Below are 13,650 nucleotides of genomic sequence, written 5' to 3'. Positions count from 1 at the left end.
TTTTTTTCATCATTAGAGATCTTTCATGCATTTGTTTTTGTTTTTTTATGTTCGTCACAGCACAACCCCAAGGTAATCCGCGCGGAGGATCGCCGGCAGCGTCAGTTGTGAAAAGGGGAGGGGGGGGGGGTGGGGGATCCGAGGCGGACCGCTCTCTCACCCGGGCTCTCATGCGACCACAGTCCCGCCGTTCGCGTCGGCACTTGCGGACGGCCCCGAGTCGTGCCAGGGCGGACGGCTCCGAGTCGTGCCAGCCGCAGGGGTCGGAGCGCCCCGGAGGGGTTCCGACGATCCGAGGAGGACGGACCGGGCGCTCCGCGGCACCCTGGGTGCATGACCTCGCGGATGATCGATCCCTCCGTCCCCCCGAGCGGCCCGGGCTGCGTCGAGTGCGAGCGGACCGGCTCGTGGTGGCTGCACCTGCGCCGGTGCGCGCGGTGCGGGCACATCGGCTGCTGCGACGACTCGCTGAACCGGCACGCCACCGCCCACTGGCGTGCGACCGGGCACACGGTCATCCAGAGCTTCGAGCCCGGCGAGGACTGGTTCTGGGACTTCGGCGCCGACGACTGGACGACGGGTCCGCGCCTCGCCGACCCGCGGGGCCGTCCGGCGGGGCAGAGCACTCCGGGGCCGGCCGACCGCGTGCCCCGCGACTGGCAGGAGCTCCTCGCGGAGCGCGGCTGAGCCCGGGTGCGCGGGGCCGTCGGCTCAGACCTGCTCGAAGCCGTCCAGAGCCTCCGCCTCGGCGATCCGCAGGCGCATCTGCCGGTAGCGGTGGAACTGGTAGGCGCCGTGCAGCACGGCCAGCAGGAGGGCGGCGGCGATCCCGGCCGCGATCGCGCGCGACTCGTCTCCGCCTCCGACGGCCAGGGCCAGGGCCGCTCCCGCTCCGGCGACGATCGAGTTCACGACGCCGATCGCCGACGACATGGTGAAGAAGATGCCGCGCCAGCTGCGCCTCCGGCCGATCTCGAGCAGCTCGTTCGGGGCGTGCGGGCCGCGCGGCATCGTGAAGTAGCTGCCGGCGCCCGGCAGCAGGGTGCCGTAGTAGCGGCGGATGCGCTGGATCGCCGTGAGCGCGGCGATGTCCTCCATCGAGGTCTGCACGAGCCGCTCGTAGGTGAAGACGCCCAGCAGGACGACGACCGGGATGATCACCGCCAGGAATCCGAGCGCGTACGGGGTGGGCGCGAGGAAGCCGAACGCGACGAGCGAGCTCGACAGCATCGTCAGGTAGAGGGACGCCCTGCTGCTCGACTCCGTCACGGTGATGCCCCTGGCGGACTCCAGGACGAAGTGCTCGGTGACCAGCGCGGTGAGGAACGCGGCGGGCCGGTCGGGCAGCGACGCGGCCGACACCGCCGCCTCGGGCAGCGGTTCCGACGGCGGTTCGTCGACGCGATCGCCCGAATCGCGGTTCACGACGTCTCCTGCAGGTGGCGGTGGGCGAAGGTCACGGCCATGGCGCCCTCGCCGACCGCGGAGGCGACGCGCTTGACCGAGCTGCGGCGCACGTCTCCCGCCGCGAACGACCCGGGGACGCTGGTCTCGAGGTAGAACGGGGCCCGCTCGAGCGGCCAGTCGGCCGCCGCGTGGTCACCCGTGAGGTCGGGGCCCGTGACGAGGTACCCGGAGGCGTCGCGGACGATCCCGGTCCCCTCGGCCCAGGAGGTGTCGGGCGCGCCGCCGATGCAGACGAACAGGTGCGAGGTGGCGAGGGCTCTGCGCGCACCTGTCGCGGTGCTCTCGACGTCGATCGACTCGAGTGCCGCGTCGCCGTGCAGAGCGCTCACCCGCGAGTCGAGCGCGACCGTCACGTTCGGCTGCCGGACGACGCGGTCGGCGAGGTACGACGAGAGGCTGTCGGCCAGATCGGGCCCGCGCACGAGCATGGTGACGTGCCGCGCGTGGGCGGCGAGGTTCATCACCGCCTGGCCCGCCGAGTTGCCGCCGCCGACGACGACCACGTCCGCGCCCTCGCAGAGCGGCGCCTCGCTGGTCCCGGCTCCGTAGTAGACGCCGACGCCGAGGAGCTCGTCCTCGCGGTCGAGGCCGAGTCGGCGCCACTCGATGCCGGTGGCGCAGATGTTCGAGCGGGCGACGACGGTCGACCCGTCGGCGAGCCGGGCGTGGATCCGGTCGTCGGGGAAGCGCGCCCGGATCCCCTCGCGCATCATCAGCAGCTCGGCGCCGAAGTCGACGGCCTGCTGCCGGGCGCGCTCGGCGAGGTCCGCGCCCGCGATGCCGTGGGGGAAGCCGAGGTAGTTCTCGATGAGGCTGCTGTAGCCGGCCTGCCCGCCGATCGCGGACCGCTCCAGGACCACCACCCGCAGCCCCTCGGAGGCGGCGTAGACGGCGGCCGAGAGGCCCGACGGCCCCGCTCCGTAGATCGAGAGGTCGTACTCGGTGAGCCTCGGTGCACTGATCCAGCCGAGCCGGGCGGCCACCTCGGCGATGCCCGGGTCCCCCGCCCGCGTCCCGTCCGGGAAGACGACGAGGGGGAGGGCCGCCTCGGCGAGCGGCCTGCCCGCGACGGCCAGGCACTGCTCGTCGGTGTCCAGCGGCGACCAGGTGAACGAGACGACGCTGCGCGAGAGGAAGTCGCGGATCTCCCACGCGTCCCGGCTCTCGCGCCGCCCGTAGAGGCGGACCTGCGGGAGCCCGGGGTCCGGGGTCGGCCGACCGGGAGCGGACGCCGTCACGAGGCCCGCCGCCGCTCGTGGCCGCCGCGGAACCGCATCAGCTTCAGGCACAGGTGCAGCGCGCTGCGGGCGAGGCCGTCGTCGAGCGCGGCCCGGACGGTGGGCGGCAGGTTGTCCAGCCGGTAGTAGAGCGTGGTGCGGTGGATGTGCAGGATCGCGCACGCCTCCCGCACGCTGCCGCGCACGTCGAGGTAGGCCTCGACGGTCTGCCGCTGGACGTCGTCGCCCTTCTCGAGCAGCGTCGCCGCGGCGGGCGACAGCACCGCGAGCTGGGAGCTGTCGGCGGCGACGGAGGACAGGAGCACCCAGGCGCCGAGGTCGGCGATGTCGCCGCGGTCGCGGCCGTCGGGCAGCGAGCTGACGATGCTCGCCGCGAGCGAGGCGTGGTCGGCGGTCGGTCGGAGATCGTCGTCCTCCCGCCGATGGCGGGCCGAGCCGATGGCGAGGACCCGCGCGCCGTGGCGGTGCGCCTCGGCGCGGAGCACCGCGTCCGTCTCGTCCGCCGGGCCCGCTCCCGGCTCCTCGGTGCCGACGAACAGCAGCATCCCCCGCTCGTCGCCCAGGAGCACCAGGCCGGTGGAGGGGGAGGCGTCGAGACGGTGCGCGAGCGACGCCCTCCGCAGTGCTCCGCCCGCACCCTCCAGCAGCACGGCGCGGACGACGGTGCGCTGATCGCGGCGCAGCCAGTGGCGCTCGACGGCCTCGGCGAACGCCGCCCGGCGCCGTGCCTCGTCGGGCGCCAGCAGATCCGAGAGCAGCTCAGCGCGCCGCGAGGTCCCGGGGGTCGGGGTCGACGGGCTCAGGATGCGGCGGACCGTGTCGACCGCCGCGCCGATGAGGGAGTAGTGCTCGGGAGTCAGCGGCGGCAGCTGGTCCTGCCCGACGCGGAGGACCGCGAGCCGGCCGCGGGGGTCGCTGACCGGGAACACGCAGCGCCGGGCGTCCGGCGCGCCGAGGCGGAGGGGCTCCTCCGGGACGAGCGACGGCGGGCGCTGACCGCTCGGGCGCCCGGTGCTCGCGGCGAGGACGCGGGCGCGGGCGTCCTCGATCGCGATCGGCCGGCCGAGTGCTCCGGCGAGCTCGTCGACCACGTCCTGCAGGGTCATCGGCCGAGATCCGGAGGAGGGGTCATGCGGCGATCCTCGTGGACGGTCCCCTCCGCTAGCGTGACCCTTCCAGGGCCCCCTTCGCTCCCGTGCCGGACGTCACGCGCTCAGGCGTCGAGGGTCCACTTCGGCCGGACCCAGTGGCACGTGTAGCCGCCGGGGTGCTTGCGCAGGTAGTCCTGGTGCTCCTCCTCGGCGTCCCAGAACTCGCCCGCCGCTTCGACCTCCGTGACGACCGGGCCGGGCCAGCGGCCCGACGCGTCGATCTCGGCGATGGTCTCGCGGGCGACCCTCTCCTGGTCGGGGGACAGGAAGAGGACGACGGAGCGGTACGCGCTGCCGATGTCGTTGCCCTGGCGGTTCCTCGTCGTGGGGTCGTGCACCTGGAAGAAGAACTCGAGCAGGTCGCGGTACGGGAGCTGCTCCGGATCGAAGTCGATCTCGACCGCCTCGGCGTGGTCGCCGTGGTGGCGGTAGGTCGCGTTCGGCGTGCTGCCGCCGGCGTAGCCGGCCCGGGTGCCGAACACACCGGGCATGTCGCGGAGGAGCTCCTGGAGCCCCCAGAAGCATCCGCCGGCGAGGATCGCGCGCTCCTCGGCCATCAGGCGCCGACCCTCGGGTCGTGCGCGGGAGCCTCGCGGGGCAGGGAGGTCGCTGGGAGCAGTGGATCGGTCATGGGAGCAGTCCATCACGGACGAGGAGGCGCCGGTGCGCGTCGGAGGACACTCCGAGCAGCTTCGTCCCTGGCCCTCCGACAGCCACGCTCGGGCGAGGGCCGGTCGTTACCGTGAGGGGCGTGGACGACGGACCGGATGTGCCGCGGGAACAGGGCCGAGCCCTGCCCGCCCCGTGGGCGGAGCAGCCCGCGGTGCTGCTCGACCGGCACCTCCGGGTCGTGTCCGCGACCCCTCTCGCGCGGGCCCTCTCCCCCCACTTCCTCGAGGGAGCCGACCTCGCCCGCTCCACCTTCCTCGACGCGCTCGCGCTGCAGGACCTGCCCTGCTGGCGGGACGCTGCGGAGCAGGTGACGGCGCTGCTGAGCGCCTCGCTCGATCGGCACGACGGCGATCGGGAGTTCCGGAGCATCGTGGGGGAGCTCTCCGTCAGCAGCCCCGCCTTCGCCGCGGCCTGGGCGCGCGACGCTCCGGCGCGGGAGAGCGGATCCGTCCGCTTCCTCGGCACCGCCGTGGGCACCGTCCCGCTGGACTACCGCCTGCTGCGTCCCCCGCAGGACGACGAGTGCACGCTGCTCCTGTTCGAGCCCGCCGACGCCGCCGCTCGGCGCGCACTCGAGCGTCTCGCCGTCACCGTCCGGGAACCGCCGCGTTCGGGGTGACGTGCGCCTCCGCTCGGCGAGCAGCGGGCCGGAGCGACGCGAAGTGGTCGACCGCTGCGGCGGCGGGAGACCCCGCTCGGGCGAGGTAGGTCACGACGAAGCGGCCCGGCGCCACTGCGGATTCGAACGTCTGCATGTCGAAGTCGAGCCACCCGAACGGGGCGACGTCGATCCGCAGCGCCCTCTGCGTGATCGGCCGGACCTCGTACTCGGCCCAGACCGACCGGAAGAGCCGGTAGCGGACGGAGCACTCGCCGACGATCTCCTGCAGGCGCGCGTCGTCGGGATCGCTGTAGAACCGCAGGGCCGCGATCAGCTCGCGGAAGATGCTGTCCCACACCTGCAGCTGGTCCTCCGGGATGCCGTCCTCGCGAGCGCTCGCGTACCCCTCGGCGACCGAGAGGAGCAGGTTCGCCCCCGGCACTCCCTTCTCCGGGGCGATGCACCGCAGGAGGTCGTTCGTCGCCAGGACGTCGAGGTTCCGGTCGAACGCGAACGCCGGCGTCATCGGCCAGTGCTCCAGCAGGGCCTCCATCGACGGGTGAGAGCGCGAGGAGGCGGCCCGCGGAGGCAGCGGCCTGGCGACCCGGAACAGATAGGCGCGCTCGAACTCGTCGAGGTCGAGCGCCTGGGCCAGAGCGCCGAGCACCTGGTCCGAGGGCGTGATGTCGTGACCCTGCTCGACGCGGAGGTAGTAGTCGCGGCTGATCCTGGCGCGGTCGGCGACCTCCTCCCGGCGCAGACCCGGGACCCTCCGCCGGGTCCCGGCGGTCGTCAGCCCGATCCGCTCCGGTCGCAGCGCCGCACGCCTGGCGCGGAGGAAGTCGGCGAGGGGAGTGCGGCTGCTCATCGTCTGACTCCGTCGGAGGATCCGCCGGAACGAGCGGCGGGCGGCTGGGGGCCGACCCGATCCGCCTGCTCCGCGATCGCGCTCTCGGCTCGAGCATCGACCGGCGGGAGGACGGCGCCGGGTCGGCTCCAGTATGGCTCCCTCCGGCCCGATCGTGAGAGCGCTCCCGTCCAGGAGCTGCACCACCCGCAGCGGGCGACCTCGCCGCCCCAGCGCGTCACTGCGCGGGGGTCGCACCGCCGCTCGGGCTCGGGGACGGGGTCCTGCTGGCGAAGTAGTGCCTTTCGAGCGGCTCGCCCTGCACGTGGGCCAGCGCTGCCGTCCGGATCTCGCGGTCGCGGCCGGTGAGGCGCTGGGTCTCCTGCCGCCGGAACTCGCCCCAGGACGGCACGACGAAGGTCTCGAGCTGCAGGCCGGCCTCCTCGCCGCTGCGGTAGAGGGCCCACCTCGAGGCGCCGGTGCGGCGGCGGGAGCTCTCGACGCGCCGCATCGCGGTGCGGAACGCGGCGAGGGAGTCGGTGTCGACCCGGTAGGAGACGGTCACCAGCACAGGCCCGTCCGCGGGCTCCGGCTCGAACACCAGGGTGGGTGTGGGCCACGACATCGAGATGCTGCGATCGATCCTCCCCGTTCCCGGCAGGAGGGGGAGCATCCGCACGCTGGCCGCCACCACGAGCAGCAGTCCGGCCGACGCCGCGTAGGCGGTGGGGGTGCCGAGCGCCTGCGCCGCCAGACCCCAGCCGATCGAGCCGACGGCCATCGCTCCCATGAAGACGAAGAGGTAGATCGAGGCGCCGCGGGAACGCACCCACTGGGGCAGCGTGAGCTGCAGAGCCGCGTTCAGCACGGTGAGGGTTCCGATCCAGGCCAGTCCCGCGAGCACGAGCAGGATCAGCGTCGGTGCGAACGGGAGGAACGCCGCGGCGAGGGTCCCCGCGGAGAAGAGCACGGCGCTCGTCGTGATGACGACGTTGTCGGAGAACCGGCGCCGGGCCGACGGCAGGGCGAAGACGCCGATCACGGCACCGGCGCCGAGGGCTGCGAGGAGGAGGCCGTACCCGCTCGAGTCGAGGTCGAGGCGCTTCGCGGTGAGGGGCAGCAGGGCCCACAGAGCACTGGCCGGCAGCGCGAAGAGCGCCGATCGGAGCAGGATCCGGCGGACGAGGTGCGCCGAGGCGACGTACCGGATCCCCGCCTTCAGAGCGGCGCCGAACCGCTCGCGATCGTCGAGGCCGCTCTGGGCGGGCCGCTTCCACCAGAGGAGCGCGATCACGGCGAGGACGAAGCTCAGCGCGTTGATGCCGAAGACGACGGGGGCTCCGAACGCCGACAGGACGACTCCCGCCAGTGCGGGGCCGATCGCTCGTGCGCCGTTCACCGTCACCCCGCCGAGAGCGGACGACGCGGCGATCAGGTCGCGGGGCACGAGCTCCGGCTGGATCGCCTGCCACGCGGGCGAGGTCAGGGTGGAGGTGATGCCGAGCAGGAAGGTGAAGGCCAGGATCGTCCACGGCGACAGAGCACCGACGGCCGCGACGACGGTCAGAGCGGCCGCCAGCAGCGCGCTGGCCGAGGATCCCCAGATCAGCAGCCGTCGCCGGTCGAGGGAGTCGGTCAGCACGCCCGCCGGCAGGGCGACCAGGAGCGAGGGCGCCAGGCTCGCCGTCTGCACGAGGGCGATGACCACCGCGCCCGCGGCGGCCTCGACCAGGTACCACTGGGCTCCGACGGTCTGCATCCACGTGCCGATGTTGCTGCCCAGCTGGGCGAGCCACAGCACCCGGAACGCGGTGATCGCCAGGGGCGCCCAGGCCGACGGCCGAGCCGGTGGAGAGGAGGCGGGTGACGTCATGCTCGGACCCTACGAAGCCCCGCCGGTCCGCGCACCGCCGAGCCCGGAGGACTCGACAGATGACGGAAGCGGGCTCCTCCGCGGTCCAGCCTCGTCGGCACGACGAGCGCAGGTGCCCCGGAGTGTCCGGCGCACCTGCGCAGCACGGGTGCCTGTGCGGTTCCCGCTACTCCCGGATGAACGCCAGGAGGTCGGGGTTGATGACGTCGGCGTGGGTCGTCAGCATGCCGTGCGGGTAGCCCTCGTAGATCTTCAGCGTGGAGTTCTGCAGCAGCTCGTGCTGCTTCAGGGCGGCGTCCTCGTACGGCACGACCTGGTCGTCGTCGCCCTGCATCACGAGGACCGGCACGGTGATGGCCTTCAGGTCCTCGGTCTGGTCGGTCTCGGAGAACGCGGCGATGCCCTCGTAGTGCGCCAGCGCGCTGCCCGTCATGCCCTGGCGCCACCAGTTCGCGATCACCGGCTCCGAGACCGTCGCGCCGGGTCGGTTGAAGCCGTAGAACGGTCCCGAGGCGACGGCCTGGAAGAACTCCGCGCGGTTGGCCGCGAGCGCCTCCCGGAAGCCGTCGAAGACGGAGAGCGGCGTGCCCTCGGGGTTCGCCTCCGTCTGCACCATGAGCGGAGGCACCGCCGACACGAGGACCGCCTTCGCCACGCGTCCCTGCGGCTCGCCGTACTTCGCGACGTAGCGGGCGACCTGGCCGCCGCCGGTCGAGTGGCCGATGTGGACCGCGTTGTGCAGGTCGAGGTGCTCGACCACGGCGTTCACGTCGCTCGCGTAGTGGTCCATGTCGTGGCCGGTGCCCACCTGGGTGGACCGTCCGTGCCCGCGGCGGTCGCTCGCGATCACGCGGTAGCCGTGCGCGTGGAAGAACAGCAGCTGCGCGTCCCAGTCGTCCGAGGACAGCGGCCAGCCGTGGTGGAACACGATCGGCTGCGCGTCCGCGGGCCCCCAGTCCTTGTAGTAGATCTCCACGCCATCGTCCGTGGTCGTGAACGGCATGATTCAACCTCCGTGGTCAGGTCGACGCCGAGCCCGGCCCGGGTCGAGTGCAGGGTCATCCCTCTCCCAGGGGTGGGAGCGGTTCCACGCTAACGGCGGGCCTCGGCGGGGCCGGCGGTGCGGATCGATGTTCCTACTTTTGTCCAGACCCTCCTCAAGGCGGAGCGCTCCCGGCCGCCCACCGGGTTCAGCGCGTCCGCAGCGCCTCCAGCAGCGCGGCCGGCGTCTCGGGGTCGCGCAGGCTGATCGCGAACTCGCGCTCGCGAGTGGTCCGCACCACGAGCCCGGGGCCCGCGTTCAGGATGAGCGCCGAGCGGCCCGGCATCATCCGGTAGCCCCAGCCGCCCCACTCCGCCGGCCGCAGCTCGGCCGTGCCGACCGAGGCGATCGTCTCGAGCGGGATGCGCCGCAGCGGGATCCCGAGCACCCGCGACACCACGCGCAGCCCGCGACGGTCGGCCGTGACGCGCAACCGCGTGAAGCCGAGGACGACGATCGCGCTCGCGCCGAGGACCACGGCCATCGCGATCGCGGGGCCCGTCGAGCCCTCGGCCAGGAGCGTCGACACCGCGACGGCCGCGGCGACCGCCAGGACGGCTCCGACGACCGCGAAGACCCGGCCCGTCACGGTGTGCGACCAGGCGCCCGACTCCGAGTCGCCGAGCGCCATCCGCTCGACGCGGGTGCTCGACTCCGAGCGGCTGCGCGGAGCGAGGGCGCCCGGCACCGCCGCGTAGGCGAGGCCGCCGAGCAGCACGATCAGCCAGCCGCCCAGCTGCGCCCCCTCGGCCGAGCCCGCCGCGAGCGTCGTGCCGACGGACGTCGCCCAGGCCGAGGCGCCGAGGCCCGCGACGAGTCCGAGGCACGAGAGCAGCATCCGCGAGCCGCGCCCGAGCAGCGCCGCGACGATCCCCGCCACCGCGGGAGCGCCCGAGAGGACGAGCGCCAGGGCCAGCAGCGCGCTCGTCGGAGCCGTCTCGTCGGCGGCGCCGGTCGAGGACCAGTGCGAGGCGAGCACGGGCGGCACGTCGAGCGCGACCCGCGAGACGAGCACGGCGAGCGCGGGCAGCAGGAGGGAGGCGGCGGCCAGGAGGGAGCGGGAGCGGTCGGTCACGGGGTGGTCCTCTCGATCAGGCGGATGAGGTCGGCGGAGCTGATCCCGCTGCGGCGGGCCTCGGCGACGAGCTGGTCGACGAGGGCGGTGACGCGCACGAGTCCGGGGCCGGCGGACTCGGAGACCCAGGCGCCCCGGCCGCGGCGCATCTGGATCAGGCCGTCGTCGCGGAGCGCCGCGTAGGCGCGGAGCACGGTGTGCATGTTGATGTCGAGCGACTGGGCCAGCTCGCGCGCCGGGGGCAGGCGGTCGCCCGCCGAGAGGGCGCCCTCGGCGACGGCCGTGCGCACCTGCGCCTCCAGCTGGTCGGCGAGGGAGCGCGGCGAGGAGTGGTCGACGCGGAGCAACATGTTCGCAATGTTAGTATAACAACTGCTCTGGACGCCAGGGACGGGGTACCGTGGAGGGACTCGACCCCGGGGGAGGGGATCCCGATGACCGCTTCGTCGTCCGACCGCGCGCTGGTCACTCCAACCGCCGCCTCGCGGGCCGCGACCCTCCGTCTGGCGGGGATCCTCGTCGCCGCCGCGGGTCTGCTGCAGATCGCGGCGTGGTTCCTGCCACTGGATCTCGCGGTCACCGGCCTCGGTCGCCTCGGCGCGCTGATCGCCGCCGCCCTCCTCGCCGCAGCCGCCTCCGCCCTGGCGCGGGGCTCGGACGCGAAGGGCGGCATCGCGGGGCGGACGGGCGCGGCCGCGTTCCTCGTCGTCGCCGTCCTGATCGTCCTCCGTCCCCTCGTGGCGTGGTTCTCACCGAGCGGAGCCGAGCCGACGCGGGGGATGGCGGTCGCCTCCGCCCTCGTGCTCGTGATGGGCGCCGCCGCGATCGCCGCGGCCGTCGTCGGGCTCGTCGCCCTGCAGCGCGCGCGCACGGCCCGGACCTCGGTCACCGTCGTCGGGCTCGTCGCGGTCGTCGCCGCGGCAGCTCAGGACTACGTGCCCTCTCTCGGGCTGCTCGTCGACTCCTCGCCGAGCCAGGAGCTCCTGATCGCCCTCTGGACGATCGGCTCGTTCGCCGAGGCGCTCTCGCTCGTCGCCCTCGGCGCGGTGATGCTGCTCGCCTCCCGCTCGATCGGCCGCGAGGGCCGGTAGCGCCACCGGTCAGTGCGCCACCCGTCAGTGCACCACCGGCCAGTGCGCCTCGCGTCAGTGCGACAGCGCCAGCGACACCGCCAGCACCACCATCACGACCGCCACTCCCGCGTCGAGCACCCGCCAGGCCGTGCGGCTGCGGAACAGCGGACGCAGCGCCCGCGCCCCGAATCCGAGCGCCGTGAACCAGAGCACGCTCCCCACAGCCGCTCCGGCGCCGAACCACCAGCGCTCGTCGCCGTGCGTGTTCGCCACCGACCCCAGCAGCACCACCGTGTCGAGATAGACGTGCGGATTCAGCAGCGTCAGCGCGAGGCACGTCGCGACCGCGGTGCGCAGCGACGTGGAGGCGCCGGCCGGGTCGCCCTCGAGCGTGCCGGGGCGCAGTGCCCGCTTCGCGGCGAGGAACGCGTAGCCCAGGAGGAACGCGATGCCGCCCCAGCGGATGACGACGAGCAGCCAGGGCGCCGACTCGAGCACGGCGCCGATCCCCGCGATGCCCAGCACGATCAGCGCCGCGTCGCAGAGAGCGCAAATGACGACGACCGCGAGCACGTGCTCGCGGCGCAGGCCCTGCCGGAGGACGAAGGCGTTCTGCGCGCCGATGGCGATGATGAGCGAGAGGCCGAATCCGAGACCGGAGGCGGCTGCGAGGAGGGGGGACACGCTCCCGACGGTAGAGCGCGCCGTTCCTGTAGACCAGCTCACGCTCCTTCAGTACCGTAAGCAGAACTGATGGGAGCGAGCCGATGCTGACCGATGATCTCGACCTCTCCCGCCTCCGCGCGCTGGCCGCCGCCGTGCGGCACGGCTCCTTCGATGCGGCCGCGCGGGCCCTGCACGTGACTCCCTCCGCTCTCAGTCAGCGGATCAAGGCGCTCGAGACCGCGGCGGGGCGGGTGCTGCTCGTCCGCTCGCGCCCGGTCGTCGCGACCGAGGCGGGGGCCGGCCTCCTCCGCCTCGCGCGGCAGATCGAGCTGCTCGCCGAGGACGCCGTCCGCGCCCTCGGCGGCGAGGAGGCGGAGGGCGCGGGCCCCGTGTCCCTCGCCCTCGCCGTCAACGCCGACTCCCTCGCCACGTGGGTGCTGCCGGCGCTCGCCGGCGTGCCGGGCGTCGTCTTCGAGCTGCACCGGGAGGACCAGGAGCACACCACCGCGTTCCTCCGCGACGGCACGGTGATCGCGGCGGTGACGGCCGAGTCGGAGGCGGTGCTCGGCTGCTCCGTCGCTCCGCTCGGCGTCATGCGGTACCGGGCGATGGCGGCGCCCGCGTTCGCCGATCGCTGGTTCGCCGACGGCGACCTCGACGGGCTGGCCGACGCTCCCGTCGTCGTCTTCGACGAGAAGGACCGGCTGCAGGAGCGGTTCCTCGCCGCGCACGCACCGCACGCCGCTCCGCCGCAGCACCGGGTGCCCGGCTCGACCGACTTCGAGGCCGCGGTCCGTCTGGGCCTGGGCTGGGGCATGCTGCCGGAGCTGCAGGCCCCGGTCGGCGATCCGGGGCTCGTCGCCCTGGGCGGCGAACCGGTCGACATCCCCCTCTACTGGCAGCAGTGGTCGCTGCGCACGCCGAGCCTGGATGCGGTGTCGGCCGCGATCGCCGACGCCGCCCGCGCGAGTCTGCGCTGACCGGACCCGGCGGTCGGCACCGACGCCGTCAGACCGCGAACACGTCGCGCAGCGTCACCGTCTCGAGCGAGCGCTCGCGCAGGAGGTCCACCAGCTGCGCGTACACCTGCGTCACCGGGTCGAAGTTCGCGTGCCCGATCACGATGCGCTGCGGCCGGAACCACTCGTCGGCGAAGCCCAGCAGCTGATCGGTCGTGATGAGGCCGGAGTCCGACAGCGAGCCGTACCAGAGCGTCGTCGCCGTGTAGCCGATGCCCGCCGCGGCGGCCCGGCTCGCGCTGTCGGTGTAGCCGAACGGCGGACGGTAGAAGGGAGCGGCCTCGACGCCGTAGGTGGAGCGGATGAACTCGCCGTTGCGGCCGAGCTCCTCCTGCACGCCGTCGGCACTCAGGCTCGTGAGGTCGACGTGCGACCAGGTGTGGTTCGCGAGCTGCACCTGACCCGAGGCGACGAGCGGTGCGAGGGCGGGCGCGCAGACGGTCCAGGAGTCGTACTGCCCGTTCAGGAAGAACGTGAGCCGGGTGCCGGTGTCCGCCGCGAACTGCGCGTAGGCGGCGACGACCTCGGTGTCGGCGCCGTCGTCGACCGTCCAGGCCATCAGGCTCCCCTCGCCGGGCAGCTCCGTGATGACGCCCTCGGGCAGGGGCACGCGGGCGCGCACGGGAGCGGCGGCCGCGGTCGCGGTCGGCACGGGCCGGGGCGGTGGAGTCGGTGTCGGGGACGTGCTCGCCGCGACCGGAGCGGCCGTCAGCGGGGCGGGCCGGGCGTCGGCGGTGCAGCCGCTCAGTGCGGCCGCCGCCGACGCGATCCCCAGCAGCAGCGCGCGACGCCTCACCGATCCCATGGTCCCCCCTCGTCGGCGCGCCGATCCCCCCGGAGCGCCCGAGCGACCGTATCGCGACGCCGACCGCGTCCGCACGACGAGGCGTGCGGCGCGGCGGGGTGGTGCCCCCGCCCGCGGGCGC

15 protein-coding genes are annotated in these 13,650 nt (G+C 73.8%); 4 read left to right on the top strand and 11 right to left on the bottom strand.

The features are described from left to right. The first annotated feature begins 333 nt into the window (after nucleotides 1–333). Nucleotides 334–687, top strand: coding sequence for a UBP-type zinc finger domain-containing protein (locus IOC53_RS14930; RefSeq protein ID WP_207406895.1), 354 nt, complete (start codon nucleotides 334–336; stop codon nucleotides 685–687). A 24-nt stretch (nucleotides 688–711) separates the two neighbouring features. On the opposite strand, the gene IOC53_RS14925 is transcribed toward IOC53_RS14930, so the two are convergent. The 4 genes from IOC53_RS14925 to msrA form a co-directional block, all read right to left on the bottom strand. After that, nucleotides 712–1,425 carry a hypothetical protein gene (locus tag IOC53_RS14925; protein WP_207406893.1) on the bottom strand — a complete coding sequence of 238 codons (714 nt, stop codon included), beginning with the start codon at nucleotides 1,423–1,425 and terminating at the stop codon, nucleotides 712–714. Beyond that, nucleotides 1,422–2,705: an NAD(P)/FAD-dependent oxidoreductase gene (locus IOC53_RS14920; RefSeq protein ID WP_207406892.1), complete on the bottom strand. Its 1,284-nt coding sequence runs from the start codon at nucleotides 2,703–2,705 to the stop codon at nucleotides 1,422–1,424. Before IOC53_RS14920 ends, IOC53_RS14925 begins: the two co-directional genes overlap by 4 nt. Then, nucleotides 2,702–3,811, bottom strand: a complete 1,110-nt coding sequence (locus IOC53_RS14915; RefSeq protein ID WP_207406891.1) for a CdaR family transcriptional regulator — start codon at nucleotides 3,809–3,811, stop codon at nucleotides 2,702–2,704. The genes IOC53_RS14920 and IOC53_RS14915 overlap by 4 nt, the downstream gene beginning before the upstream one ends. Before the next feature lie 107 nt (nucleotides 3,812–3,918). Next, nucleotides 3,919–4,413 carry a peptide-methionine (S)-S-oxide reductase MsrA gene (msrA, locus tag IOC53_RS14910; protein WP_242683381.1) on the bottom strand — a complete coding sequence of 165 codons (495 nt, stop codon included), beginning with the start codon at nucleotides 4,411–4,413 and terminating at the stop codon, nucleotides 3,919–3,921. Nucleotides 4,414–4,607: 194 nt separating this feature from the next. Between msrA and IOC53_RS14905 the strand changes: the two genes are divergently transcribed. Next, a complete protein-coding gene (locus IOC53_RS14905) occupies nucleotides 4,608–5,147 on the top strand; it encodes a hypothetical protein (RefSeq protein WP_207406890.1) in 540 nt (179 codons plus the stop codon). Here IOC53_RS14905 and IOC53_RS14900 read toward each other — a convergent pair. The 5 genes from IOC53_RS14900 to IOC53_RS14880 all read right to left on the bottom strand — a co-directional run bounded on the left by IOC53_RS14900 (nucleotide 5,116) and on the right by IOC53_RS14880 (nucleotide 10,316). Next, nucleotides 5,116–5,997 carry a helix-turn-helix transcriptional regulator gene (locus IOC53_RS14900; protein WP_207406889.1) on the bottom strand — a complete coding sequence of 294 codons (882 nt, stop codon included), beginning with the start codon at nucleotides 5,995–5,997 and terminating at the stop codon, nucleotides 5,116–5,118. The genes IOC53_RS14905 and IOC53_RS14900 overlap by 32 nt on opposite strands. 217 nt (nucleotides 5,998–6,214) lie before the next feature. Then, on the bottom strand, nucleotides 6,215–7,849 hold the full coding sequence (locus tag IOC53_RS14895; protein WP_207406888.1) for an MFS transporter: 1,635 nt from the start codon (nucleotides 7,847–7,849) through the stop codon (nucleotides 6,215–6,217). Nucleotides 7,850–8,015: 166 nt separating this feature from the next. Further along, a complete protein-coding gene (locus IOC53_RS14890; protein ID WP_207406886.1) occupies nucleotides 8,016–8,852 on the bottom strand; it encodes an alpha/beta fold hydrolase in 837 nt (278 codons plus the stop codon). Nucleotides 8,853–9,039: 187 nt separating this feature from the next. Then, entirely contained in the window at nucleotides 9,040–9,966 is a 927-nt protein-coding gene (locus tag IOC53_RS14885) for a hypothetical protein (protein WP_207406885.1), read from the bottom strand. Next, a complete protein-coding gene (locus IOC53_RS14880) occupies nucleotides 9,963–10,316 on the bottom strand; it encodes a GntR family transcriptional regulator (protein ID WP_207406884.1) in 354 nt (117 codons plus the stop codon). Before IOC53_RS14880 ends, IOC53_RS14885 begins: the two co-directional genes overlap by 4 nt. An 84-nt stretch (nucleotides 10,317–10,400) precedes the next feature. Here IOC53_RS14880 and IOC53_RS14875 point away from each other — a divergent pair, with 84 nt between their 5' ends. Next, a complete protein-coding gene (locus IOC53_RS14875; RefSeq protein ID WP_207406883.1) occupies nucleotides 10,401–11,057 on the top strand; it encodes a hypothetical protein in 657 nt (218 codons plus the stop codon). A 54-nt stretch (nucleotides 11,058–11,111) separates the two neighbouring features. Here the strand turns inward: IOC53_RS14875 and IOC53_RS14870 are convergent, their stop codons facing one another. Then, the gene (locus IOC53_RS14870; protein ID WP_307786213.1) at nucleotides 11,112–11,723 is read right to left on the bottom strand and encodes a LysE/ArgO family amino acid transporter; all 612 of its coding nucleotides are present in this window, start codon (nucleotides 11,721–11,723) and stop codon (nucleotides 11,112–11,114) included. Between the two features lie 83 nt (nucleotides 11,724–11,806). On the opposite strand from IOC53_RS14870, the gene IOC53_RS14865 reads away from it, so the two are divergent. Then, on the top strand, nucleotides 11,807–12,685 hold the full coding sequence (locus IOC53_RS14865; protein WP_207406881.1) for a LysR family transcriptional regulator ArgP: 879 nt from the start codon (nucleotides 11,807–11,809) through the stop codon (nucleotides 12,683–12,685). A 28-nt stretch (nucleotides 12,686–12,713) separates the two neighbouring features. Here IOC53_RS14865 and IOC53_RS14860 read toward each other — a convergent pair whose 3' ends face one another. Then, nucleotides 12,714–13,520 (bottom strand): polysaccharide deacetylase family protein, encoded by an 807-nt coding sequence (locus IOC53_RS14860; RefSeq protein WP_207406880.1) that lies wholly within the window; start codon nucleotides 13,518–13,520, stop codon nucleotides 12,714–12,716. Between the last annotated feature and the right edge of the window lie 130 nt (nucleotides 13,521–13,650).

The organism is Rathayibacter sp. SD072, assembly GCF_017355185.1.
In the GTDB taxonomy this organism is placed as follows: Bacteria; Actinomycetota; Actinomycetes; order Actinomycetales; family Microbacteriaceae; genus Rathayibacter.
This window is presented reverse-complemented; position numbering and strand designations above follow the sequence as displayed.